Here is a 25,698-nt window from a genome sequence, read left to right as displayed (position 1 = left end):
AGGAAGAAGGAAGAAGCAAGAAGGAAGAAGGAAGAGTTGACAGTTGACAGTTGACAATTAAAAATCTTCAATCCCCAATCGAAAATCCAAAATCCAAAATCCAAAATCGTTTGACAGTTGACAGTTGACAGCTTGCCCCCCAAGTGCAGTCGAAGGGATGAGGGCGACATCTACCTGGAAGTCCGAGGATTCGAGTAATGAATAGTCTGATTTTAATTTCTCCCTACAAGGGTTCCGGCTTTCAACCAATTCTTTCTGGCAAAAGCAAGAAGCAAAAAGCAAGAAGCAAGGAAAAATTTAACAAACTAGAAAGGAGAAGACAGTCGGCAGCGCGATCGTGACGCTGAAATTATTATAAAATAACAAAGAACAGCGGATTCAAGACCAATAACAACTACAACTAACATCTGACAACTAACACTCAACATTTAAAAAAGTTCATGAGTCCTCTGAAGAAAACCTACATTCTGAAGCTGTACGTTGCCGGGAACACTCCCAACTCAGTGCGAGCTTTGAAAACCCTAAAAGACATCCTAGAACAGGAATTTCAAGGAGTCTACGCCCTGAAAGTCATAGACGTTCTCAAAAATCCTCAGCTAGCAGAAGAGGACAAAATTCTAGCAACCCCCACCCTGGCGAAAATCCTGCCGCCGCCGGTGCGAAAAATTATCGGCGATTTGTCCGATCGCGAGAAAGTTCTGATAGGATTAGATTTGCTCTATGAAGAACTTCGCGAAGAAGACCTGAATTCATAAGATAATCAGAAGACAGTCATTGATCCGCAGTCAGCAGTCATTAGTTATTGAGCAAGAACCCAAATTACAAGCTGGGTATAAAGACTCATGGGCTGGGTTAATGAGTGAGAAATAAAGAATACTGAGAGTTGACAAAAATCGACATGAATGAAATTAGTCAAACGGTGCAACCAGAAGGATTGGTAACGGCAGGCGTTGAAAAGATTCGCACGATGATTGAGGGTTTCGATGACATCAGTCACGGCGGAATGCCGATCGGCAGAACCACCCTAGTCAGCGGCACGTCAGGAACGGGAAAAACTTTATTTGCCGTACAATTTATATATAACGGAATCATCCATTTTGACGAACCTGGAGTCCTCGTAACTTTTGAAGAATCTCCGACAGATATTATTAAAAATGCTTGCAGTTTCGGTTGGGATTTGGCACGGCTAATAGATGAAGGCAAGCTATTTATTTTAGATGCTTCCCCCGATCCAGAAGGTCAGGATATTGTGGGAAACTTTGATTTATCTGCTTTAATCGAGCGAATTCAGTACGCCATTCGCAAGTACAAAGCCAAGCGCGTTTCTATAGATTCAGTAACAGCCGTATTTCAGCAGTACGAAGCTGCATCTGTGGTGCGCCGAGAAATCTTTCGCTTAGTTGCGCGCCTCAAACAAGTAGGCGCAACTACAGTTATGACTACCGAACGGGTTGAAGAATACGGCCCGGTGGCGCGGTTTGGAGTGGAAGAGTTTGTGTCGGATAATGTCGTGATTGTTCGCAACGTCTTGGAAGGCGAACGCCGCCGCCGCACCATCGAAATTTTGAAGTTGCGCGGTACAACTCACATGAAGGGTGAATATCCTTTTACTATGACCAATGATGGTATTAATATTTTCCCCTTGGGGGCCATGCGATTAACTCAAAAGTCTTCTAACGTGCGGGTTTCTTCCGGCGATAAAACTCTCGACGAGATGTGCGGCGGCGGTTTCTTTAAAGACTCGATTATTTTGGCTACCGGTGCGACGGGAACCGGCAAAACGCTGTTGGTAAGCAAGTTCTTGCAGAATGCTTGTATGAACGGCAATCGGGCACTACTTTTTGCCTATGAAGAGTCGCGAGCTCAGTTGTTCCGCAATGCTTATTCTTGGGGCATTGATTTTGAGGAAATGGAACACAAAGGACTGCTGAAGCTGCTGTGTACTTACCCCGAATCTGCGGGCTTGGAAGACCACTTGCAGACGATTAAATCAGAAATTGCTGAGTTCAAACCTTCTCGAATTGCCATAGACTCGCTTTCAGCCCTAGCTAGGGGTGTCAGCAATAATGCTTTCAGACAATTTGTGATTGGGGTGACTGGTTTTGCGAAGCAGGAAGAAATCACCGGCTTTTTTACGAATACCAGCGACCAGTTTATGGGTTCTCATTCGATTACGGACTCCCATATTTCTACAATTACTGACACGATTATCATGCTTCAGTATGTAGAGATTCGAGGCGAAATGTCGCGGGCAATTAATGTGTTTAAGATGCGCGGTTCGTGGCACGACAAAGGAATTCGAGAATACACGATTACTGAAAGAGGCCCACAAATTAAAGATTCGTTCCGTGGCTACGAACGGATAATCAGCGGTTCTCCAACTCGGATTTCGGTTAATGAGAAGAGTGAGTTATCGCGGATTCTCCAGGGCGTGCAAGGTCAAAACGATGACGATATTTGACAATCGGCAGTCTGTTGTAGGGTGTGCGGTGCGCGCTGCTGTGTTCTGAAATCGCCCGCACAGCCAGAACTCCTTTACCAGAAATAATTGATTGAAAGCCCCAAGCCCGGGAGAAATTAAAATCAGACTATTCATTACTCCAATCCTCATCCTTCTGGGTAGAGGTCGCTCTCCAACTGTCAACTGTCAACTGTCAACTGTCAACTGTCAACTGTTGAACATTGGTCATAAAAAAGATCGATCGCGAACGATCGATCTTTTTATTAATTTCAGTGAGCACGGAGGGATTTGAACCCCCGACCCTCAGGACCGGAACCTGATGCTCTATCCACTGAGCTACGTGCCCTCGACTTTTTCGAGTATAACACGTCTTGTCGAAAATGGCTAGTCGATCGAGCAAATTCGATCGACCCTCTCCAAACCGCTGGGCCGATGCGGGTTCTACTCGCCCGCGCGTATCGTGTATCAGGCACTTCTCGCAGCCTGAGACGGCAAATTTTGACAATTATCCTCAAAATAATAGGACAATGGGTAAAATAATATACTTTAATCTAAGCAAAGATTAGGCTCACATTCGATCGCGGTTCAGCGTCTACCACAGCTAATACAGCCCGCATCAATTTCCTCTAGCTAGTAGGTAGTAGATGGCGCTGCTGTTAAGATAAGCTCTCCAAGAACGGTTCTAGGCTAAGTTCACCAAACCTCTGAATCTTATGATTGATAAAATGTTAGATAAATTATCGCTGAGAACTGTTCTCATAGTTCCATTTGTGCTGCAAATCGTCGCAGCCGTGGGACTCGTAGGATATCTCTCCTTTAGAAACGGACAAAAAGCAGTTAATAATCTTGCCACTCAGTTAATGAGCGAGGTGAGTTTGCGTGTCGAGCAAAACCTGCAAGTTTACCTGACTACTCCCCATCAAATCAATCAAAGCAAGCTCGATACTGTCAAACTGGGCTTGTTAAACATGGAAAATTTATCAGATTGGGAGAAATATCTTTGGCGACAAGTACAATTATATCCTTATATAAATTTTACATCTATTGCTAACAACAAGGGAGACTATAGAACCGGAGAAAAACTCTCAACTGGCCCTCTCATGATTAATATGTCAGGCAAATCTACTGGCTTTGATTTTTATTCATACAATAGTAACAATACAGGCGATCGCACTACCGTAGCAGCAATGGTCAAAAAATTTGACATCCGCGAACATCCTTCGTACCAAAATGCAGCTAATGTCGGCAAACCAACTTGGAGCTCAGTTTATATTTCGTTTCTTGAACCAACATTAATACTCAGCGCACTCCAACCTGTATACGATAACAACCAGCTAGAAGGAGTATTAATTGCTGCTTTGCGTCTCGACCATATTGGAATATTTTTAAACAGTCTCAAGATCGGCAAATCCGGTCAAGCATTTATTGTCGAAAGAAATGGTACGTTACTCGCAACTTCAACAGCCGAACAACCATTCCGTACCAAAGATAATAAAAAAGAACTGTTTAAAGCAGAAGAGAGTGTTGACCCCTCGACTCAAGCTACAGCTAAATATGTAGCAGCTCGTTTTCGGGAATTAAAGGAAATTAAAACTTCCTATATCTTAAATTTTGAAATAGACGGCAAGCGACAATTTGTAAAAGTCCTACCTTTCCAAGACGGCAAAGGTTTGGACTGGCTGATTGTGGTAGTTGTTCCTGAAGCAGATTTCACCGAACAAATCGATGCCAATACTCGCATGACAATTTGGCTTTGTTTGGCAGCTTTAGCCATAGCTGTAGTTATCGGCATTCAGACTTCTCGGTGGGTGACAAATCCAATTTTGCGCTTAAATACAGCAGCTAAAAATATTGCTAAAGGCGAATGGGACACCACAGTAGAAAGCGAACGTTCCGACGAATTGGGAGAATTAGCCAAGTCATTTAACAGCATGGCTCAACAACTGCAACAATCTTTTGCAACTTTAGAACACCGAGTGCAAGAGCGGACTGCCGAATTGGCTGTAGCCAAGGACAAGGCGGAAGTAGCCAATCAAGCTAAAAGTGCCTTTCTGGCTAACATGAGTCACGAATTGCGATCGCCCCTCAATGCAATTCTCGGCTTTTCCCAACTGATGACTCGCAGCCAAACCCTATCCCGAGAACACCAAGAAAATCTTAGCATAATTAGCAGCAGCGGAGAACACCTGCTCACCCTGATTAATAACGTGCTCGATTTATCTAAAATTGAATCGGGGCGCACCACCCTCAATCCCAAAAAATTCGACCTCTATCGCCTGCTACACGACTTGGACGATATGTTTCAACTCAAAGCAGACGACAAGCATTTGCAGTTAGTTTTCGATCGCAGTCCCGACTTACCGCAATACGTAGAAACTGACGAGTTAAAATTGCGGCAAATATTAATTAATTTGCTAAATAACGCTCTTAAATTCACAGAATATGGCGGTGTTTGTGTCAGAGCTAGCAAGCATTTAATCAGCCAAGACCGAGAGAAAGAATCAGTAAATAATCTTGTATCAAAAACCTACAAAAATACAGGAATTGAGGTCAGTAATAACATTAAATCTCCACATTTAACTTTGTCAGAAAATGCGAGTTATAAAAGCCACAATGACGGTTCAACTTCTGCCTCATCCTTCTTTATTCATTTTGAAGTCGAAGATACTGGCCCAGGTATTGCTGCCAATGAATTAGACAATCTTTTTGAAGCTTTCGTGCAAACCCAGACAGGCAAAGATTCCCAAGAAGGTACAGGCTTGGGATTGCCAATCAGCCGCAAATTTGTGGAATTAATGGGTGGCGAAATCAGCGTCAATTCTGCTGTTGGGAAGGGCACTAATTTTCAGTTTGATATTCAAGTTATTGCGGTGGAGGCGGCTGATATTTCTATCCCAAAACAAACTCGCAATGTGATTGCCTTGGAACCCAACCAACACCCCTATCGAATTTTGATAGTAGATGATAAACTGCTCAACCGCCAACTGTTGATTAAGCTTCTCAATCCTCTGGGTTTTGAACTGAAAGAAGCTACTAACGGTCAAGAAGCTATTGAGATTTGGGACAATTGGGAGCCGCATTTAATTTGGATGGACATGAGAATGCCCGTGATGGACGGCTACGAAGCAACACAATACATTAAAGGCACTATTAAAGGTCAAGCTACTGCTATTATTGCGCTGACTGCGAGCGTTTTGGAGGAAGAACGGGCTGTAATTTTGTCGGCGGGCTGCGATGCTTTTATGCGGAAACCTTTCCGGGAAGCCGATATTTTCGATGCTATGCACAAACATATCGGAGTACGCTATATTTATGAAGATCCGGGGCAAGCTAACTCATCGGCAGTCAAAGAGCGCGATCGCGAAATGACTGCGGCTGACTTCCTTAAATTGCCTGAGTCGCTGGTAGCTGATTTAAAGCTGGCCATACTAAAAGTGGATATGGATTTCATTGAGAGTTCGATCGACCAAATTAGATTAAAGGATACAGTAACTGCTGCTGCGATCGCCAATTGTATAGAAAATTTCGAGTACGACAAAGTTTTAAAGTTAATCTCTCAAGCAAGCTCACATGAATAATGACATTCCTAGTACCCCTCCCGGTAATATTTTAGTAGTGGACGATACCCCAGCGAATTTGCGACTGCTAGCCGGAATTTTGAATGGCAAGGGCTATAAAGTCCGCCCCGTACCGAGCGGCGAGTTAGCACTTTCGGCCGCACAAGGTATGCCTCCCGATTTGATTTTGCTGGATATTATGATGCCCGAAATGAACGGGTATGAAGTTTGCGAAAAAATCAAAGCTGATGAACGCACTCGCGACATTCCGGTGATTTTTATCAGCGCGATAAATGACGTACTAGATAAGGTTAAAGCTTTTGCTGTAGGCGGAGTAGATTATATTACCAAACCCTTTCAGATGGAAGAGGTGCTAGTTAGAGTAGAAACCCATTTAGCAATGTGCCAGTTGCAAAAAAAACTCAAACAGAAAAACGATGAACTGACAATCACTTTAGAGCAACTGCAAGCAACTCAGGAGCAATTAGTTCAATCGGAAAAAATGGCTGCCTTAGGGCAACTGATTGCAGGCATTGCTCACGAAATTAATACGCCGCTAGGGGCGATTCGATCGTCTATTGGGAATATTACCGGCTTTTTGGATAACAATCTCGACAGTTTGCCAGTTTTTTTTAAAGAACTGTCTGCCGAACGCCAGCACGATTTTTTGAGTTTAATGTACAGTTCCCGCCAACAAACTTACTCTTTATCTACGCGAGAAAAACGGGAATTTAAAAGAGGCGTGAAGCAGCAACTAGATGCGGAAGGGATTGATAATGCTGACAGCCTTGCTAGCATTTTAGTCAATATCGGATTGCAAGGAAATGTGCAAGAATTCGTGCCGTTGCTCAAAGACCCTGACAGCGAAAATATTATCAAAACCGCCTACGATTTTGCTAGTATTCAAAAAAGCGCCAGAACCATCGCTACCGCTACAGAACGCGCTGCAAAAGTCGTTTTTGCTCTCAAAAATTATGCGCGTTACGATGTGCATGGGGATAAACTAGAAGTGAATATCACTGATGGAATTGAAACTGTATTAACTCTTTATCAGAACCAGCTAAAACAAGGTGTAGAAATCGTCAGAAACTATCAAGCTCAATTGCCTCCGGTATTGTGTTATCCAGACGAACTCAATCAAGTTTGGACAAATTTAATTCACAATGCCTTACAAGCGATGGACAATCAAGGAACTTTAACAATTGACGCCTTGCAGCAAGATACCAACTTTGCCGTAAAAATTACCGACAGTGGCGCTGGAATTTCACCGGAGATTTTGCCGAAAATTTTTGAGCCGTTTTTTACGACCAAACCAGCGGGAGAAGGCAGCGGATTAGGATTGGATATTGTCAAAAAAATCATTAAAAAACATCAGGGTACAATTGATGTGGAGTCAGTGCCCGGTCAAACTGCATTTACAGTGTCTTTGCCGATTAATTTAATTGAGTAGGTAAAACACCAGACTGAAATCTGGGGCTAAAAATTTGCAGTCTAGGCGCGCGGAATGTAGAATTTGGAAAACGGCGTGCTGCCCATCCGGGTTCACCCTGCCAGACGAAAGGAGGAAACTAGCGATGTCTAAACCAGCAATTTTGTGTGTTGACGATGAAGTAGCGGTGTTGGAAAGTCTGGAAATTGAACTGCAACAGGCATTTAAGGGTAAATATCTTTGCGAATTTGCTGAAAGTGCTGCCGAAGCACTGGAGATTATTGAAGAGCTGTGTGAAGATGAGGTTAACATTCTAGTTATTGTCTCTGATTGGTTGATGCCTGGAATGAAAGGAGATGAGTTGCTGATTAAAATTCATCAAAAATATCCGCAGATTGTGACAGTTATGCTGACAGGACAAGCGGACAAAGAAGCAATTGAACGCACAAAATCTCAAGCCAATCTTCATGCTTTTATACAAAAACCTTGGCAAAATCAAGAATTAATTGAAGCGATTAAGTCTGGTCTAGCAAAGTTATGAAAAAACCTGTGATTATTTGTGTGGATGATGAGCAGACTATACTCGATAGTCTGGAAATAGACCTGCTAAAAGCCTTTGAAGATAAATATTTAATTGAAACTGCCCAAAGCGGCGAAGAAGCTTTGGAATTGCTGTCTGAACTTTTAGCAGAACAGTATGAAGTTCCTTTGATTATTTCCGATCATATCATGCCGAATATGAAAGGAGACGAGCTATTGAGAAGCGTTCATGCCATCTCGCCGAGAACTCTCAAGATTATGCTGACGGGGCAGGCTAATTTGGAGGCGGTAGCCAATGCTATTAATTATGCTAAATTGTACCGATACATACCTAAGCCTTGGCAAACCGATGATTTAAAATTAACTGTTACTGAGGCAATCTACAGATATTTTCAAGATAAACAATTAGCTGAAAAACAAATAGAACTTCAGGAAATGAATCAGGAGTTGGCAAGATTAAACCGCAAGCAGGCGATGCTGATTGCTAAACTCCACGAAAACGAAAGTCGGTTGACGCAATACCTGGAAGCGATGCCGTTGGGCGTGTGCGTGCTTGATGCGAACGGTCAATCTTTTTATGCTAATCAAAAGGCGCGGGATGTATTTGGGAAAGGCACTGTACCCCATATTAATTCGGAGCAGAAAGCAGCAATTTATCAATTCTATAAAGCCGGAACTAATCAGAGATGTCCTGTGGAAGAATTGCCAATTATGCAGGCGCTGCGGGGCGAAAGTGTGCGGACTGAGGGTGTGGAAATTCGGACTGGTAATAAGGTTATTCCGGTGGAGAGTTGGGCGACTCCTATTTATGATTCTCTCGGGGATATTTGCTACGGGATTATTGCTTTTACTGATATTACGGAACGCAAGCAAGCTGAAGCAGCGCTGGTGCAAGCTGAAGAGAAGTATCGCCGGATATTTGAAAATGCTCTCGAAGGTATTTTTCAGACTGCACCTGACGGAACTTTGATTAGCGCTAATCCTGCTCTCGCTCAAATTTACGGCTATGATTCCCCTGAAGAATTGATGGCAAGTGTTAATGAGATTCAGCGGCAATTGTACGTGCAACCGCACCGCCGTCAAGAGTTTTTTGCGTTGATGGAACAGTACGGTACTGTGTCTGAGTTTGAGTCGGAAGTTTACCGCCGAGATGGCAGTATTATCTGGATTTCTGAGGATGCACGTACTGTTTTTGATGCTAGGGGTGAACTGCTTTACTACCAGGGTTTTGCTGAGGATATTACTTTGCGAAGACTTGTAGATGCGGAACGCCTGAAGTTTACGAATGATTTGGAAAAAGCTTTGATAGCTGAAGAAAAGTTCAATGAAGCACTGTTAGAAAGCGAAAATCGGCTGACTCAATTGCTGGAAGCGGTGCCGGTGGGTATATTTGTGGTTGATGGTATTGGGAAACCTTGTTACATGAATTCTTGGGCTGAGAAAATACTTGGCAAAGGCTTGGTTTCTGATGTTATTCCTAGCACTTTGCCGGAAGTTTATCAAACTTACTGCGCCGGAACTAATGAGCTGTATCCAAGCGAGAGACAACCGATTGTGCGGGCGCTGGGGGGGGAAGTGGTGCACTCTGATGATGCAGAAATTCACCGCCCGGAGAGGATTGTGCCGATCGAGATTTGGGCGACTCCAATCTACGACGAACGGAAAAACATTGTTTACGCGATCGCAGTTTTTCAAGATATCACAGAGCGTCAAGAGGTAGAAACCGAGCGCCGCAACTTCACAGATGAGCTGCAAAAGGCTTTAGCAGCGGAAGAAAAATTAACAGATGCTTACGGGCGGTTTGTGCCGCACCAATTTCTACACTTTCTGGGATATGAAAGTATTCTGGATGTAAAATTAGGCGATCAGGTGCAGAAAGAAATGTCGGTGTTGTTTTCAGATATTCGGAATTTCACGGCTCTTTCAGAACAGATGAGTCCTGAAGAAAATTTTCAATTTATTAATGCTTATTTGTCGCGGATGGAGCCTGCAATTACTGAAAATTTTGGGTTTATTGATAAATACATTGGCGATGCAATTATGGCGCTGTTTAATGGCAGTGCGGACGATGCGGTGAAAGCTGGAATTGCCATGCTACAGCAGCTTAACGAGTATAATATGAGTCGCAGTCGGCCCGATCGCGCGCCGCTACAAATTGGCATTGGCATCAATACGGGTTCTTTGATGTTAGGCACGGTGGGGGGGCAAAATCGGATGGATAGCACGGTGATTAGCGATGCGGTTAATTTAGCTTCTCGCGTGGAAAGTTTGACGAAAGAGTATGGAGTTTCGATGTTAATTACTCACAATACTTTTGTACAGTTAAATGATGTTTATGATTTTAGGTTGATCGATCGCGTTACAGTCAAAGGCAAATCGCGCATGGTAACGGTTTATGAAATATTTACGGCCGATCCGCCCGAGTTGCGGCAGAAAAAGTTAGATACAAAGACAATGTTTGAGCAAGGTTTGGTTTTCTACAATAGTGACAAATTTCTCGAAGCTACAAGATTGTTTTCGGCGTGCTTGCAAGTCAATCCTGGGGATAAGGTAGCTCAAATTTATATGCACCGATGTGTGAAACGGGCGATCGCTCCTGCATAAGCTTTGTTTGCCCGAGAGATTGTCTGTTATGTTCGAGAGGGGGAGAGGGGAAGAATGGGGAGCATATCATTTTTATAAAAAGCATTTTTTCTTTGAGTGCGAGCACGCAAGAGTTCGCGTATTGTACAATACGCGAGCTCTTGCGTGCTCGCACTATAAATACAAAACTGAGATGCTCCCGGGAGAGGGGGAGATGGGTATTCTAGATTTAAATATGCAATTTTAATCTAGAATACCATAATTCTGGTTTACTTTTTCCCAAAATAATGTAACTTTAGGGAAGATCCCAACCCCGATTTAGTAAATCATCCCCAAGTCTAAAATCTAAAATATAAAATCTAAAATCTAAAATTGTTTAGATTGGCAGGGAAACGGAAACTATTGTTTCTTGCTGTGGCAAACTTTCTATTTTAAATTTTCCTCCGTGCAATTCTGCTAGGCGTTGAACAATGGCCAAGCCCAATCCCAAACCTGGTTGTTGGTAAAGTTTGCGATCGAACTGCCTGTAAGCTTCTAGCTGTGCAATCTGATCGGGAGTCATGCCGCGGCCTTGGTCTTTGACAGACAGAATAAAAGTCTCATTTTCCACGAAAGTGCTTAATAAAACTGGCGTTCCTTCTAAAGAAAATTTGAAGGCATTGTCCAGCAGTTCCTCAACAATTTTTGTAAGTCTCATAGAATCAATAGCTACCGACGCATCCTGCAAATTTAATTTTAAATCATCTGTTCTATTCACCTGTTTCGCTTGCTGGAGCGCTTTTTGAGTGAGCAAAGATTGTACGCAGCTAAATTGGCTACAGCGCATTTCTTTTAGCAGTTCGGGATTTGTGCCTGCTATCTCAAGTTCTGCATACAGCAAAAAGTTCTGAATCAGCCGATATAAGCGATGACCTGAAGTGTTAATTTGACCGATCATTTCTAAGATGTCTGAATCCTCGAACACCTGATATTCTGACAAAATTAACTCGGAAAAGCCCAGAATAGCATTCAAAGGAGTCCGCAATTCGTGGGGGAGCGACATACTAATATTAATGCGTAATTCGTCTAGGGTTTTTTGAGATTGCTTGCTAATTGTTTTCTGTTTATCAAGTCGAATAGCAATTGCTTTTAGCAGTTCTTGTGGCGTACAAGGTTTAGTAATGTAATCGTCTGCTCCCATTTCCATGCCAGTGCGAATGTCACTTTTATCGGCTTTGGCTGTGAGGAAAATAAACGGAATTGTGGCAGTTATGGGGTCGGAACGCAAAGCTTTGAGGACGCCGTGACCGTCAATTTCCGGCATCATCATGTCGCACAAAATTAAATCGGGGATTTGTGCGATCGCCAATTTGATACCGACTTTACCGTCGTTCGCTCCAATGCCTTCAAAATTCTCGGCTTCCAGTAACTCTAAAATGTTTTCTCTAATCGATTCTTCGTCTTCTATTACTAAAATCTTTGCCACGGTTATTGCTCCTTTTCGTTAGTAGTTGTTGCAAAAGATCTGTGTGAGGATACTTGACAAATTTGTTTGTTTGTGTTGTTAACTGAGCGTTAAGTGGCGGATGCTTATAGTTGATAATTTAGTCGTGAAGCTGGGGTGCATCTGGCGCAAGGAAGAGGGCGAAGCATGACCGCATATAAGTTATTAGTTATCATCTCATATTGACTGCGGTCATGCTTCGCCCCTACGAATATATTCGCCTTGCGCTAGATGCACCCTGAATCTGTACTGCATTTAAATTGTATAACCTTTCTCCCAAAAATGATGTATGTCTGGTAATGGCTAATGGGTAATTGGTAATCGATAGTTTCTTTCCTATAAGCTTTCGGGAGCATCTCAGTTTTGTATTTGTAGTGGTGTCGGGAGCTCGCGTGCTTTATAAAGCACGCGAGCGGGGACGCTCGCACTGTAAAAAAAATGCTTTTTCCAAAACTGAGATGCTTCCAAGCTTTCTGAGGTTAAACTCCGGTAAAGAGGCTCTGGGCGCGTGTGTGTTATCAATCCGACGATCGTAGCAGAATGTGACATACCTCGTCTTTATGAGAACCGCTATATATTTGAATGAACTATTAACATTAATCAACTCGTCTTCCCCTCTCGCACTCTCTCTCTCTGGCGCAGCAGCTTATTGGCTAGCACAAATTAAAGGTAAGGTAATAGTGAAAGTTGTGCTTTTTCCTTCTTGACTCTCGATCGCCAGTTTGCCGCCGTGAAGTTCCACGGCTCTTTTCACAATTGCTAAACCGAGACCTGTTCCTGAAATAGTGCCGACATTTGTAGCTCGGTAAAAAGTTTCTAAGATCCGCTCTATATCGGTTTGGGGAATCCCGATGCCCTGGTCTTGAACCTGGAAAACAGCTTTGCCGTTTTGACAATTTAGTCTCAAGGAAACTGAACTGCCGGCGGGGGAATATTTGATGGCATTTGAGAGGACGTTTCCCAACATTTGCCGCAGCAGTTTTTCATCCATTTGAGCGTCGCAGTTGCCGCCTTCATGTATAAAGGCGATCGGATGTTGGTTGCTATCGTTGAGCTGCTGTTCTTCTACGAGTTGACGGCAAAATTTTTCGAGGTTTAAGGAAATCGGTTGAAATGGTAAGGTGTTTGCTTCTATTTTGCCAATTACGAGGATATCTTCTAATAACTCTGTCATGCGTTTGATGGCTAGTTGAATCCGCACAAAATGAGTAGATTTTTTTTCTTCTGACCACTTAGCGCTGTAATCTTGGAGCAATCCAGCGGAAAATTGGATGGTTGTCAGGGGGGTGCGGAATTCGTGGGAAACCATGGTGACAAATTTGGCTCGCAGTTCGGAAAGTTCTTTTTCTCGTGCGAGGGCTTTGAGAATTTCAGCTTCTGCGCGTTTGCGATCGCTAATGTCGCGGGCTTCAGCAATCAGCAGCAAAACTTGTCCTGTCTCATTTTTAACAGGTTTGAGTGAGAAATCAACTGTGACAATTTGGCCGTTTTTGCCTACCAAGTCGATTTCGCTGCGGAAAAACTCGCCGCGGCTGGCTTTGGCGATCGCAAATTGCAGTTGTTCGGAAAAATTTCGGGTTTGAGGCCAAATCACCATTTGCCAAATCGGGCGGCCGACTATATCTTGCGATCGCACTCCGGCAAAATCGAGGGCTGTCTCGTTGACTTCCAGCACGACTCCTTCGGGAGTCAGCAGCTTGGTGAGTTGAAAGGAAGAGTCAAAAATCGCCCGAAAACGCCGCTCGCTTTCCCGCAGCATTTGGAATGTTTGCGATCGTTCGATCGCGTAGCGGATAGTCCGCACTAATAATGGAGTAGTAATTTGACCTTTAACAATGTAATCTTGAGCTCCCAAGCGAACTGATTCTAGGGCTATCGCCTCATCGTCCAAGCCTGTCATTACCACCATTGCTGTATCGGGAGCAACTTCTCGCAGGCGAGTTAGGGTTTCCAAACCGCGGCTGTCGGGTAAAGAAAGGTCGAGCAATACTATATCAAAGTGTTGTTTGGACAGTTGGGCGATCGCCTCATGCAGGAACTCAACAGACACGAGTTCCCACTGAACGCCCCCAGATACTTCTAAAAGTTCTGCAAGCAAATCAGCATCAGCGGGATTGTCTTCTATTAACAGAATCTTAATCCACATAGCTTAGAGGTTTTTGGCTGTAACATTTTCACGGCGTATCAATCTCAGCTTAAACTTTTTTTCTTGACCCTGCCATTTGCAACTTGAAAATTATTATTTGGTAACACTTCCAAACCACTTTATTTAGCCAAATTCAAGTCAAGCATAATGCAATCAAGACGGGGTACGCCCACTACAAACTTTCTGGCTGGAAAAAAATCCTTGCTGACCGAAGAGCGAAACGCAAGCCCCGGGCTAACGACACGGATCCAAGTCGGTAGCGGTTTCAACCGCCTTCAATATTTCTTTACATACATCAATCAATACGAAGGACAGTTTTAGATCTGATCGAGTATCTCAAACCCTTGATGGCTATAGGGCTGACTATTTTTTCAATCTTTAAGTCTAGCCCGCTCGTTTCAAAAAATCATTAAAAATGCCAGGGCTTAGTCTGTAACGCTTACAGAGTCGTTAAAAAACTGTCCGAACTATCGATCAATGAAACATATCGAAAATTGATGTTATGATTAAGAAGATTGAGTAGGAATAACCATCTACGTGTTGAAACAACCTAGTACGGTGCAATCCCGGCAACGGACATATCCGACTTGATTCGGAATAGTTAAAGGGCAAACAAAAGGCTGGTTGTTGAGCGTACCGTAACTTTTGGCTAGTGATGGACTCTGAAAGCAAAAAAAACTAAAGTATACGCAATGCTTGAAGAAATTCAAGTTGAGCGAGTAGCGGCGAATTGATAGCGCCTTTGTAGATCCGATTATGGTTTCTTCAAGAATCCCCTCGCCTTTAGGCATGGGGAGTATCAAACTCCATCTTCCACTCTTATGCCACTTGTGAAAAAAATGCTTTTTGCCAGACTTTTTCTAGCCAAGTGATACTATTTGCGATTCTGGCATGAGAAATGGCTCTGGGGTTTGCAGTTAGCCTACATTTGCATTTTTTACCGATATCAGGACTGCTGGGTGAATCCTCCTATACCGAATTTCAAAAAGTTGAAAAAATTTTCTATTGGCCATCAGCAAAGTATCTGTTGTTTAATTTAGAGGAAGTTTGACGACTGCGAGCCAGAATTCCTCAATTAACCTGACTACTTTAGTAAATTGTACGAAGTCTACAGGCTTAGTTATGTAACAGTTGGCGTGGAGCGAGTAGGACTTGGCAATATCCTCCGGAGCTGCTGAAGTGGTGAGAATCACTACAGGAATTAATTTTAAATTAGGGTCAGTTTTAATTTCTTCTAGCACTTCAACGCCACTTTTTTTGGGCAGATTCAAATCCAGCAAAATTAAATCAGGACGGGGTACGCCCAGGTAGGGTGCTGTTTTGTGTAAAAACTTGATTGCTTCAACTCCATCCTCCACAAAATGTAAGTTATTCAATATTTTACCCTGACCGAAGGCTTCTATTGCCAAATCGGCGTCGCTGGGCGAATCCTCAATCAGCAGAATCTCAACGGGTCTAACAGTGCTTCGATCGCTCATAACTGGCGTATCCTTTTGATTAGAGGAAAAAAAAATTGAACTTTGACCCTTCAGCTATTAATTATAGGAATAGTGAAGTAAAAAGTCGCTCCTTTTCCCTCCTGAGATTCCACCCATATCCGCCCGCCATGGCGTTCCACAATGCGCTTGCACATCGCCAAACCTATGCCAGTACCGGAATATTCGCGGCGTCCGTGCAGGCGTTGAAAAATGATAAAAATGCGATCGGCATACTCAGGATCGATGCCAATGCCACGATCGCGGACGCTGAACAGCCATTCGCCCTCTTGCCTTTGGGCTGCGATCTGAATGAAGGGGATGTCTTCGCGGCAAAATTTGATGCCGTTGGCGATCAAATTTTGGAATAATTGCACCAGTTGAGATTCATCTGCCATCACCGTTGGCATCGCGTCGCAGGTGATGACAGCTTTGGTTTCGGCGATCGCAATTTGCAAATTGCACAAACTTTGCTTGACAGCAGCATTGCAGTCGGCTGGCTCAAACTCCTGACCCCTCGTTCCCAGTCGCGAATACGCCAACAAATCATTAATCAATTGTTGCATTCTGGTCGCGCCGTCAACAATATAATTAATATACTTATCGGCGCGATCGTCCAAATTTTCTTGATAGCGCTGGGCGAGTAATTGAGTGTAACTGGTAACGGCTCGGAGCGGTTCTTGCAAATCGTGGGAAGCCACATAAGCAAATTGTTCTAGTTCCTCGTTAGAACGCTTCAAATCTTCTGTAAGTTGCAGCATTTGCTCCTCTGCTTCTTTGCGGCCTGTAATGTTGTAAACCAACGCACAACAAGACAGCATATTCCCCAGATTGTCGAATACTGGACTGGTAGAAATATAAGTCCAAACATCTTTACCCTCCTTAGTTTTTAGTTGTACTTCACGTTTTTCACCAATAGCTTGCTGGCGCCAATCCACAGGATAGAGATTTGATGTTCTTTCCGGTTCGTCCGTGAAATCCAAAAGCGGTCTACCTAACATTTCTACTTCACTATAGCCAAGCATTCGTGCCATTGCGTGATTGACATAAGTCGTGAGGGAATTGCTGTCAATTACCCAAATACCTTCTTCTGCTAATTCAACTATTTGTCTGTACTTGAATTCGCTTTCCTGCAAGGCTCTTTCAGTTAGTTTGCGATCGGTGATATCTTTCATGAAACAGTGGTGACCGTTAAATGTCCCTTGGGCGTCGCAAGCTTTTACCAGAGTTATTTGCTTGTAAAAAAACGTTCCATTTTTCCGGACTCCTCTAGCTTCCACGTCTACTTTGCCAGAAATTAGCATCTCCTCATAAGCTGAGATTAGCATCTCAATATCATCAGGATGTACGGTGAGTATCCATTCCATACCGACCATTTCTTCGGGTTCGTAACCGCAGGTATGAGCGTAAGCTCGGTTAGCATTGACGTAGCGTCCCTCAATGTCCAGTCGCGAAATGCCTTCCACGGCATTTTGCAGGGCAATGGTGAGGTCGCGGAAATCTTTTTCAGCTTGTTTGCGATCGCTAATATCCTGACCGATACCCAAAAAACCGTTAATATTTCCGTTGTTGTCAAATAAGGCAGTCACAGACAGCAGTACCGGAAACCGCGAACCATCTTTGCGAATGTAACTCCATTCATTTTCGTCAGCTATTCCCCGACGCGCCCAGGCAACAAAAACCTCAAACCCAGGCTCTATTTTTACTCCCAATTCTTGAGAAAGAATTTCTGCTCTTTTACCGACCTCCACAGGATCGTGAATGATTGCTAGCGTAAATTTTCCCACCACTTCTTCGGAGGAATAGCCTAAAAGTTTCTGGGCTGCCAGATTAAATGTTTTAATCGTACCGTCTGGTTCGGTAGAAATAATTGTGTAGTTAGGGCTATTAAGAATTGCATTTTGCAGTTGCGTCAATTCTAACAAAGTGAACGCAATTTTTTGTCTGTAGGCGATTTCTTTTTGCAATTTGTGGTTGTAAATTTCAATTTGAGCAGTGCGAGCGACTACTCGACGCTCCAGAGTTTCATTGAGCAGTCGATTTTCTTCTTCTACCTGCTTGCGTTCTGTAATATCAGTAATAGTAGCAACATAACTTTTAACCTTCCCATTTTCTCCGACTTGACCGACAGCTTGACCGAATACCCAACTGATTTTAGTGCGATCGATGCCTTGAAAGCGGTACTCAGATTTAAACGGCAATTTCTCGGCAGCGGCGCTGTACCATTGGTCAAAAACCCGCTGGCGGTCGTCTGGATGAATGCCTTGGAACCACCCTTTACCCAAAGCTTCATCGCAGCCCATTCCCGAAATTTGACACCAGCGCTCGTTGACATACAAGCAATCTCCTATAGCGTCTGCATAAAATATTCCCACCGGCGAAGCTTCAGTTAAGGTTTGATAGCGAGCTTCTGTTTCTCGGCGTTCGATGATTTCTTGTTGCAGTATGCGATCGATCATCCCTAATTGAGTTGGACTCAGGAGAGTTAATGCTTGGGGAACTAAAGGAATTAATGCAAAAGCCGTGTAAGCAGAAATCGCGGCGGTAATCATTTTTAGACAGCCAGAAACCCAATAAACAGGATGCCAAAGCGTCCAAACTTCCATTACATGAGTAGTACCGCAGGAGATAATAAAGGCGGCAAACAGCCAAAAAATGTTGCGAAATGGCAAGTCTTTTCGCTGACTGATAAAATAAATTAGGGATAGGGGTATTGAATAGTATGCCAGGGCAATTATCGAGTCTGACACTATATGCAGCGCGACAAGCTCTCGCTGCCAAAGGTAACAGTGGCCGTGAGGAATGTAATTCCCGATGAATAAGAGGTTATTTAAAACAGTCCACATGATAAAGAAATGGGTAATGGGGAATCGGGAATTGGGAATTGGGAATTGGTAATTGGTAATTGGGAATGGGTAATGGGGAATGGAAAATTTAACCCAATAACTTATAAGTTATCTCAAAATTCAAAAATCTACAGAAGACCGGGCGAAGGTCATTCGCGGCTACACAAACAAAACCCGCCTCCGCGGGTTGAAGTTTTATCTTTTTCCGTCTTCCTTCTTCCTTCTTCCGTCTTCCTTCTTCCGTCTTCCTTCTTCCTTCACCCATAAAAAAAGGGGCGAGCCCCAAGCCCGCCCCATCCAAAATTATGCTGCTGCTATTGATTAACCCAACAGCGCTTTAGCCTTAGCTACGACATTATCAACGGTGTAGCCAAACTTTTCTAGAGCAACGGGGCCTGGTGCAGAAGCGCCGAAGGTGTCGATGCTGATGCTGTCGCCTTCGGAACCCAAATAACGTCCCCAGCCGAAGCTAGAAGCTGCTTCAACTGCTAACCGTTTGGTAACAGCTTTTGGTAGTACAGATTCGCGGTAAGCGGCATCTTGCAAGTCGAACAATTCCCAGCAAGGCATCGAAACGACGCGGACTTTATTGCCGGCGGCGCGCAATTTTTCAGCGGCATCAACGCAGAGGTATGTTTCGCCACCGGTGCCGATCAAAATGATGTCGGGAGTACCGCCGTCGTCTGACAAAGTGTAAGCGCCTTTGGCTGTTCCTTCGATCGAGCTTCCGGCCAAATTGGGCAAGTTTTGACGAGACAAAGCCATCAAAGTGGGGCGTTTGGGGCTTTCAACTGCCACCTTGTAAGCACCGGATGTTTCGTTTCCGTCGGCTGGGCGCATTACCAATAAATTGGGGATGGCGCGCAGGGAAGCGATGGTTTCGACTGGTTGGTGGGTGGGGCCGTCTTCGCCCAAGGCTACGGAGTCGTGAGTCATGACGTAGATGACTCCGGCTTCGGAGAGTGCAGAGAGGCGAATTGCGCCGCGCATATAGTCGGCAAATACTAAGAATGTGGCGCAGTAAGGAAGCAAACCACCGTGGAGGAGCATACCATTGGCGATCGCGCCCATAGCGTGTTCCCGCACACCAAACCGCAGATTGCGTCCTTCGTATTGACCTTTTTGGAAATCTTTTTCACCCTTGAGCAAAGTCATGTTAGAAGATGCCAAGTCAGCGGAACCGCCGATCAATTCAGGTAGGACAGCAGCCAAAGCATTCAAACATTTTCCAGAATGATTCCGGCTGGAATCTGCCTTATCTTCCGGCTTGTAAGTCGGGAGAACTTTATCCCAACCTTCGGGAAGTGTGCCAGCAACGGTGCGCTCATATTCCGCTGCTTCTGCGGGATATTTTGCTTTATAATCAGCAAAAGCTTGATTCCATTCTTGCTCAGATTGAGCGCCGCGTTCAACTGCTTTGCGGAAGTGTGACAAAGCATCGCTAGGAATTTCAAACGGTGCGTATTCCCACTTCAAGAAATCGCGAGTTGCTTTCACTTCATCGGTACCCAAAGCAGCACCGTGAGAACTGTAAGAATTGCGCTTGTTGGGAGAACCGTAACCAATGATGGTGCGGACTTTAATCATGGACGGTTTGTCCGTGACTTTTTTCGCTTCTTCAATAGCTTTGTGAACTGCTTCTAGGTTAGTATCGTTGTCTAGAGCAGTATTGTCTACTGTAATAACGTGCCAGTTGTAAGCTTCAAAACGCTTGCCGACATCTTCAGTAAAGGCCAAGCTAGTGTCGCCTTCAATGGAAATGTGATTGTCATCGTACAGGGCAATTAATTTGCCGAGTCCGAGGTGTCCAGCCAAGGAACAAGCTTCGCCGGAAATGCCTTCCATGTGGCAGCCGTCACCCATGATGACATAGGTGTAGTGGTCAACAATGGTGTTACCGGGCTTGTTAAACTTGGCAGCGAGGTGAGCTTCTGCCATTGCCAAACCGACGGCGTTAGCAATGCCTTGTCCCAGAGGGCCTGTAGTAACTTCTACGCCTTCGGTGACAAAGTTTTCTGGGTGTCCGGGGGTTTTGGATTCCCACTGACGGAATTGCTTGATGTCGTCGAGGCTGACGCTATCGTAGCCGGTCAAGTGCATGAGGGCGTACTGTAGCATACAGCCGTGTCCGGCGGAGAGGACGAAGCGATCGCGATTGAACCACTTGGGGTTTTTGGGGTTGAACCGCATAAACCGATCCCACAGCACGAAGGCCATAGGAGCAGCGCCCATCGGCAGTCCCGGGTGTCCTGATTTTGCTTTTTCTACCGCATCGATGGCGAGAAAGCGGATAGAGTTGATGCAGAGTTCTTCGAGTGATTGAGTTGCAACAGCCATAATTCTGGTTTTTATATGTTAAGAGAGAGTGTGTGTGATATCATATCGGGTCAATCGATCGTAATTCTTGTAGGGGCGGGTTCACCAATAATCCCCAATGAAAACCAGAGTTTTAGTAAACCCGCCCCGACCCAAATAGTACGATCGATCGACCGGACATGATATGTGTGGTCGATTGTGGCAGAGGTGCGATGAGTCGAGTTCGATCGCCCGCGTCTCTGCTGTTCAGTTTCTGTGGAACTGCCGTGAGGCTGCACTACATATCATCTCACCACTTGCGATCGACAGACAACTTAATTTTTTAAGGTTTCGCCCGCTTTGACAGTTGGTAGTTGGCAGTTGGCAGTTGGCAGTTGGCAGTTGGCAGTTGACAGTTGGCAGTTGAGAGTGGGAATCAAACCGTTTATCTGTAAGGAGTTTAGTTTTTTTTTGTGAGATTATTTACGTCTGCGCCGGATGTGGCGGTTGCGATCGCAGATGTTAGTCAACAGTTAAGGCACGCCTGACGATCGCAAGTGTATCTTAGTTGTTTGAAAAATTCATCCCTGTTGCGCGGTTATGATAAAGTCTAGTGTTTCTCACATTTTGCAGCTTGGTCAGGAACAGGCAAGATGCTTGTCCCACAAAGAGTGAATTTTCTGGTGGGGTGAGCAGGCGAGCCCGCCCGAAGCGCCAGCACGAGAATAGTGCAAGATGTAAGATATTGGTAATTTTAACCAGGCAATAAGTAATGACTCTGAGTGAAGCCGAAGTCCGCAGTCAAAAAGTAGACGAACTGCGATCGCAAGGCATAGAACCGTATCCTAGCCAATCCTACGCGCGATCGCACACAGCCCAACAAGTTCGCGAAATATTTAGTCAGCCGGGAAAAGAACTCGCCAACGGAGAAAGCGATCCCGAAGAAATTTCCCTGCGATTAGCAGGCCGGATTATTTCCAAGCGAGACAGCGGCAAAATTGGTTTCATCGATTTAAAAGACGCCACAGACAAAATTCAACTCAAAATCGAGAAAGCAATCGTCACCGGTGAAGTCGGTTTGAGCTTTGAACAAATTAAAAAATTGCTTGATATCGGCGATTTTGTCGGCGTCCAAGGTATTGGCTGCCGCACGCCACGGGGAGAACTTTCTATTTTAGTGCGGGAATTCACCCTTTTATCAAAAGCTACAATCCAATTTCCCGATGCTTATTACGGCATTAACGACCCCGAAGTTTGCCGCCGCCACCGCGAAATGGATTTGGCTAGCAACCAAGATGCGCTCAACCGTTTCATGCTCCGCAGCCGCATCGTTCAAAGCATCCGTTCCTATCTCTGGAAAGCAGATTTTTACGAAATAGAAACACCGACACTCCAAGCTATTTACGGTGGTGCTGCTGCTAAGCCGTTCATGACGCACCACAATGCTTTGGAAGTAGACTTATATTTGCGAGTGGCACCGGAACTGTTCTTAAAAAGAGCTATTTGCGGCGGTTTTGAGCGAGTATTTGAACTAGGAAAAGCCTTTAGAAATGAGGGTATTGACAGCACTCACAATCCCGAGTTTACCTCCTTAGAAGTTTACCAAGCTTATGCAGATGTGTTCGACATTTTAACAGTTGTCGAAGATGTGATGTGTTTTGCGGCGGCGGCTGTCTTTGGAGATGTCGTGGAAATTGAAAATCAGGGAGAAACCATCAGTTTAGAGCGCAAGTTCGACTACAGCGACAAATATCCCGGTTTTAGCGGCAAACACTGGCAAGTTAAAACGATGGTGGAAGCTGTCAGAGACGAGTTTGGGCTGGATTTTGACAGTTTGGACTTGGAAAGTGCGATCGGCTCTGCAAGCAAGCTAGAACTGCATCTGTCAAAGTTAGAACAACAAAGTTTAGGCTACGTCTTGTACGCAGTTTTTGACAAATTAGTTGTTCCCAAACTAATTCAACCGACATTCATCATCGACTATCCCGTCGAAGTCAGTCCTCTAGCCAAAGGACACCGCAGCAAACCGGGATTTGTCGAACGTTTCGAGCTATTTATTAATGGCACAGAATACTCGAACGGCTTCTCAGAATTGAACGATCCGAAAGAGCAAAGAAAGCGCTTTGAAGAACAGCTAGCGCAGAAAAACGCAGGCGACGACGAAGCGCATCCCATGGATGAAGACTTCATCCAAGCGCTATCTTTGGGAATGCCGAATTGTGCGGGAATGGGCATCGGCGTAGATAGATTGGTGATGCTTTTAACTAATACTCAAAGCATCCGAGATGCCGTAATGTTCCCGACAATGCGGCCAGTGAAAGATTAGTCAAATTTTGTAGGTGGTGTCTTGATTTATCAAGATTATAGCCCTTCTCAGATAGGTGAGGTACGTTGTTGGGCTTTAGCCCTCTTAGTGTATTATATAAGCTGTCAGTCATACCTCATCTTTTAGAGAAAAGCTCTAGTTAGACTCGAAAGGCTTTTGGATTTTCAAATCCCAAAATCCAAATTGACTTTTCCCCCTCAAAGCCGTGTCCGATCAATTAACCGCAGTAAGATTCGTTTGTAGTGCGGACTTCAGTCCGCAGCCAAAAAGCGGAATTAATTAAAGTACGTTGTTGGGCTTTAGCCCTCTTTAGACATATATAAAAAGGGCTAAAGCCCAACAACGTACCTATTGATGCAAAAAATCGTTTAAAATGGAATTGCGCCCTAATCTTGCAAAAAAATAACTTCTCATTGTTAACTCAGAAAATATGACACTTATTCAAGAAAAAACTCTAGCCTCAAAAGTTCGCGCCGACTTCCCCATTTTGACGCAAAAAGTCAACGGTAAACCGCTAATTTATTTAGACAACGCAGCGACTTCCCAAAAACCCCTAGCTGTACTCAACGCTTGGCGCGATTACTACGAACAATACAATGCCAACGTCCACCGCGGCGCCCACACTCTCAGCGCCAAAGCAACTGATGCTTACGAAGGTGCGAGAGACAAAGTTGCAGCATTTATCAATGCAGCATCGCGACAAGAAATTGTTTACACTCGCAACGCCACGGAAGCAATTAATTTAGTTGCTTATTCTTGGGGTTTAAGCAATCTGCAAGCGGGAGATGAAATTATCCTGTCGGTGATGGAACACCACAGCAATCTCGTTCCCTGGCAAATGATTGCTCAAAAAACTGGTGCGGTGTTAAAGTTTGTAGAGTTGACTGCAACTTACGAGTTTGATTTGGAACAGTTTAAAACGCTGGTTTCCCACAAAACTAAGTTGGTATCTGTGGTTCACGTTTCCAATACTTTAGGCTGCATCAATCCAGTCAAAGAAATATGCAAAATTGCCCACAGTTTCGGCGCCAAAGTTTTAATTGATGCTTGCCAAAGCGTGCCGCACATGGTAGTAGACGTGCAAGCAATGGATTGCGATTGGCTGGTTGCTTCCGGCCACAAAATGTGCGCTCCGACTGGTATCGGTTTTCTGTACGGTAAACTAAACTTGCTGAGAGAAATGCCTCCGTTTTTCGGCGGCGGCGAGATGATTGCTGATGTGTTTCTCGAATATTCCACCTATGCTGATTTGCCGCACAAGTTTGAGGCGGGGACTCCGGCAATCGGTGAGGCGATCGCCCTTGGTGCTGCGATCGACTATCTTAGTAACATAGGCATGGATCGGATTCACGCTTGCGAAGCCGACTTGACGGCTTATCTCTTCCAACAGTTGCGGCAAATTCCCGAGATCAAAATCTACGGGCCACAACCAGACAGCAACGGCGAAGGTAGGGCAGCGCTAGCATCATTTAGCGCCGGAGAACTTCACCCTCAAGACTTGTCCACCATGTTGGATGCGGAGGGGGTCGCGATTCGTTCCGGGCATCACTGCACGCAAGCTTTGCACCGCTATTTGAACATTTCATCTACTGCACGGGCGAGTGTGTATTTTTACAATACCCATGAGGAGATTGATGTGTTTGTCAAAGCCTTGAAAGAGACGATCGACTTTTTTGGTGAGATGATGGGGTAAGCTTTATGGGGTGGGTATTTGCCCACCTCAGTTACCAAAGTTTTTTTCAAGATTCAGTTGAGCAGAATGCCTTTTACAATTGCACATCCGATCGCAGCCGCGCCCATCTGGTTGCTATCTAAACGAAAATTGGATTTGTTAGCGATCGCAATTGGGACAATGATACCCGATTTGCAATATTTTATCGCCCTAAAACCAGTCAGAAGCATTGGACACAGTTTACCAGGAGTGTTCGTTGAAGGTATACCCTGTTCCCTGGTTATGTTGCTAGTGTTTCATTTGTTTTTCAAGCATCCGCTGCTGGCACTTGCTCCCTCACAGGTAGCCGATAGACTACCACCAATCAGACGATACTCGTTCTTTCCATTATCTAGATTTTTAATCATTATAGCATCGATCGCGATCGGTGGCATCAGTCATATTGTTTGGGATGATTTTACTCATTCCACAGGATGGTTTGTCGTCAACTTTCCTCTGCTGCAATCTAAGATTGTGTCTCTACCACTTTACAAATTACTTCAATATGGAAGTGGCATATTCGGGCTCTGCGGTTTGTCGATTTGGTTTTTAGTATGGTTACTCAACACTCAACCTCGCCAAAAGCAAGAAACGCTACCTATTTCCTGGAAATTATTAGCAACTGGCTGCATTTTGCTCACATCTGGTATCTTCGCAGCAATTGCCGTAAAATTACACCTAGCCGAGGATGGAAGTTTTTCGGGGATAGTTGTTAGAGCTGTTATTGGTTCTATTTCCGGGCTATTTATCGGTTGTTTTTTATACTCAGCTACATTCTGGAAGCTCAAAGGTTTTCAGCAATTAAACTAAGAATTGGGTAAAAAAGATAATTCTCAATTCCCTTCC

Annotated in this window: 16 protein-coding genes and 1 tRNA gene; 10 read left to right on the top strand and 7 right to left on the bottom strand. The window is 44.4% G+C overall.

Going from position 1 to position 25,698, the window contains the following annotated elements; translation table 11 throughout:
- The first annotated feature begins 197 nt into the window (after nucleotides 1–197).
- The 3 genes from JGK16_RS04980 (at nucleotide 198) to kaiC (ending at nucleotide 2,461) form a co-directional block, all read left to right on the top strand.
- Nucleotides 198–341, top strand: coding sequence for a hypothetical protein (locus JGK16_RS04980; RefSeq protein ID WP_293189783.1), 144 nt, complete (start codon nucleotides 198–200; stop codon nucleotides 339–341).
- Between the two features lie 99 nt (nucleotides 342–440).
- Nucleotides 441–755, top strand: a complete 315-nt coding sequence (kaiB, locus tag JGK16_RS04975) for a circadian clock protein KaiB (protein ID WP_265233654.1) — start codon at nucleotides 441–443, stop codon at nucleotides 753–755.
- A gap of 143 nt (nucleotides 756–898) precedes the next feature.
- Nucleotides 899–2,461, top strand: a complete 1,563-nt coding sequence (kaiC, locus tag JGK16_RS04970; RefSeq protein ID WP_293175649.1) for a circadian clock protein KaiC — start codon at nucleotides 899–901, stop codon at nucleotides 2,459–2,461.
- 273 nt (nucleotides 2,462–2,734) lie between these two features.
- Here the strand turns inward: kaiC and JGK16_RS04965 are convergent.
- Nucleotides 2,735–2,807: transfer RNA gene (locus JGK16_RS04965), tRNA-Arg, on the bottom strand.
- Nucleotides 2,808–3,174: 367 nt separating this feature from the next.
- On the opposite strand from JGK16_RS04965, the gene JGK16_RS04960 reads away from it, so the two are divergent.
- The 4 genes from JGK16_RS04960 to JGK16_RS04945 all read left to right on the top strand — a co-directional run bounded on the left by JGK16_RS04960 (nucleotide 3,175) and on the right by JGK16_RS04945 (nucleotide 10,591).
- Complete coding sequence (locus JGK16_RS04960; RefSeq protein WP_293189782.1) at nucleotides 3,175–6,039, top strand: hybrid sensor histidine kinase/response regulator; 2,865 nt, start codon at nucleotides 3,175–3,177, stop codon at nucleotides 6,037–6,039.
- Entirely contained in the window at nucleotides 6,032–7,468 is a 1,437-nt protein-coding gene (locus tag JGK16_RS04955; protein WP_293175653.1) for a response regulator, read from the top strand. Before JGK16_RS04960 ends, JGK16_RS04955 begins: the two co-directional genes overlap by 8 nt.
- A gap of 124 nt (nucleotides 7,469–7,592) precedes the next feature.
- A complete protein-coding gene (locus tag JGK16_RS04950) occupies nucleotides 7,593–7,988 on the top strand; it encodes a response regulator (protein ID WP_293175655.1) in 396 nt (131 codons plus the stop codon).
- A complete protein-coding gene (locus tag JGK16_RS04945; protein WP_293189780.1) occupies nucleotides 7,985–10,591 on the top strand; it encodes a PAS domain S-box protein in 2,607 nt (868 codons plus the stop codon). Before JGK16_RS04950 ends, JGK16_RS04945 begins: the two co-directional genes overlap by 4 nt.
- A gap of 355 nt (nucleotides 10,592–10,946) precedes the next feature.
- Here the strand turns inward: JGK16_RS04945 and JGK16_RS04940 are convergent, their stop codons facing one another.
- The 6 genes from JGK16_RS04940 to JGK16_RS04915 all read right to left on the bottom strand — a co-directional run bounded on the left by JGK16_RS04940 (nucleotide 10,947) and on the right by JGK16_RS04915 (nucleotide 21,114).
- A complete protein-coding gene (locus JGK16_RS04940) occupies nucleotides 10,947–12,035 on the bottom strand; it encodes a response regulator (protein ID WP_293175659.1) in 1,089 nt (362 codons plus the stop codon).
- A gap of 664 nt (nucleotides 12,036–12,699) precedes the next feature.
- On the bottom strand, nucleotides 12,700–14,199 hold the full coding sequence (locus JGK16_RS04935) for an ATP-binding protein (RefSeq protein WP_293175663.1): 1,500 nt from the start codon (nucleotides 14,197–14,199) through the stop codon (nucleotides 12,700–12,702).
- Nucleotides 14,200–15,230: 1,031 nt separating this feature from the next.
- Nucleotides 15,231–15,677 (bottom strand): response regulator, encoded by a 447-nt coding sequence (locus JGK16_RS04930; protein ID WP_293155910.1) that lies wholly within the window; start codon nucleotides 15,675–15,677, stop codon nucleotides 15,231–15,233.
- Nucleotides 15,678–15,727: 50 nt separating this feature from the next.
- The gene (locus tag JGK16_RS04925; protein WP_293202835.1) at nucleotides 15,728–18,520 is read right to left on the bottom strand and encodes a PAS domain S-box protein; all 2,793 of its coding nucleotides are present in this window, start codon (nucleotides 18,518–18,520) and stop codon (nucleotides 15,728–15,730) included.
- A gap of 321 nt (nucleotides 18,521–18,841) precedes the next feature.
- Nucleotides 18,842–20,857 (bottom strand): transketolase, encoded by a 2,016-nt coding sequence (tkt, locus tag JGK16_RS04920; RefSeq protein ID WP_293189777.1) that lies wholly within the window; start codon nucleotides 20,855–20,857, stop codon nucleotides 18,842–18,844.
- 50 nt (nucleotides 20,858–20,907) lie between these two features.
- Nucleotides 20,908–21,114 carry a hypothetical protein gene (locus JGK16_RS04915; protein WP_293175671.1) on the bottom strand — a complete coding sequence of 69 codons (207 nt, stop codon included), beginning with the start codon at nucleotides 21,112–21,114 and terminating at the stop codon, nucleotides 20,908–20,910.
- A gap of 473 nt (nucleotides 21,115–21,587) precedes the next feature.
- Here JGK16_RS04915 and lysS point away from each other — a divergent pair, with 473 nt between their 5' ends.
- The 3 genes from lysS to JGK16_RS04900 all read left to right on the top strand — a co-directional run bounded on the left by lysS (nucleotide 21,588) and on the right by JGK16_RS04900 (nucleotide 25,662).
- Entirely contained in the window at nucleotides 21,588–23,141 is a 1,554-nt protein-coding gene (gene lysS / locus JGK16_RS04910; RefSeq protein ID WP_293175673.1) for a lysine--tRNA ligase, read from the top strand.
- Nucleotides 23,142–23,571: 430 nt separating this feature from the next.
- Entirely contained in the window at nucleotides 23,572–24,834 is a 1,263-nt protein-coding gene (locus JGK16_RS04905; protein ID WP_293175675.1) for a SufS family cysteine desulfurase, read from the top strand.
- A gap of 66 nt (nucleotides 24,835–24,900) precedes the next feature.
- Nucleotides 24,901–25,662 (top strand): DUF4184 family protein, encoded by a 762-nt coding sequence (locus tag JGK16_RS04900; RefSeq protein WP_293175677.1) that lies wholly within the window; start codon nucleotides 24,901–24,903, stop codon nucleotides 25,660–25,662.
- The last annotated feature ends 36 nt before the right edge of the window (nucleotides 25,663–25,698 follow it).

Origin of the sequence: Microcoleus sp. PH2017_09_SFU_O_A (assembly GCF_020738625.1) — a bacterium.
In the GTDB taxonomy this organism is placed as follows: domain Bacteria; phylum Cyanobacteriota; class Cyanobacteriia; order Cyanobacteriales; family Microcoleaceae; genus Microcoleus.
This window is presented reverse-complemented; position numbering and strand designations above follow the sequence as displayed.

Coding starts and splice junctions, on each gene's coding strand:
- tkt (WP_293189777.1), bottom strand. CDS start 20,857: ATGGCTGTTGCAACTCAATCACTCGAAGAACTCTGCATCAACTCTATC.
- JGK16_RS04925 (WP_293202835.1), bottom strand. CDS start 18,520: ATGTGGACTGTTTTAAATAACCTCTTATTCATCGGGAATTACATTCCT.
- JGK16_RS04945 (WP_293189780.1), top strand. CDS start 7,985: ATGAAAAAACCTGTGATTATTTGTGTGGATGATGAGCAGACTATACTC.
- JGK16_RS04955 (WP_293175653.1), top strand. CDS start 6,032: ATGAATAATGACATTCCTAGTACCCCTCCCGGTAATATTTTAGTAGTG.
- lysS (WP_293175673.1), top strand. CDS start 21,588: ATGACTCTGAGTGAAGCCGAAGTCCGCAGTCAAAAAGTAGACGAACTG.
- JGK16_RS04960 (WP_293189782.1), top strand. CDS start 3,175: ATGATTGATAAAATGTTAGATAAATTATCGCTGAGAACTGTTCTCATA.
- JGK16_RS04950 (WP_293175655.1), top strand. CDS start 7,593: ATGTCTAAACCAGCAATTTTGTGTGTTGACGATGAAGTAGCGGTGTTG.
- kaiC (WP_293175649.1), top strand. CDS start 899: ATGAATGAAATTAGTCAAACGGTGCAACCAGAAGGATTGGTAACGGCA.
- JGK16_RS04930 (WP_293155910.1), bottom strand. CDS start 15,677: ATGAGCGATCGAAGCACTGTTAGACCCGTTGAGATTCTGCTGATTGAG.
- JGK16_RS04980 (WP_293189783.1), top strand. CDS start 198: ATGAATAGTCTGATTTTAATTTCTCCCTACAAGGGTTCCGGCTTTCAA.
- kaiB (WP_265233654.1), top strand. CDS start 441: ATGAGTCCTCTGAAGAAAACCTACATTCTGAAGCTGTACGTTGCCGGG.
- JGK16_RS04900 (WP_293175677.1), top strand. CDS start 24,901: ATGCCTTTTACAATTGCACATCCGATCGCAGCCGCGCCCATCTGGTTG.
- JGK16_RS04905 (WP_293175675.1), top strand. CDS start 23,572: ATGACACTTATTCAAGAAAAAACTCTAGCCTCAAAAGTTCGCGCCGAC.
- JGK16_RS04935 (WP_293175663.1), bottom strand. CDS start 14,199: ATGTGGATTAAGATTCTGTTAATAGAAGACAATCCCGCTGATGCTGAT.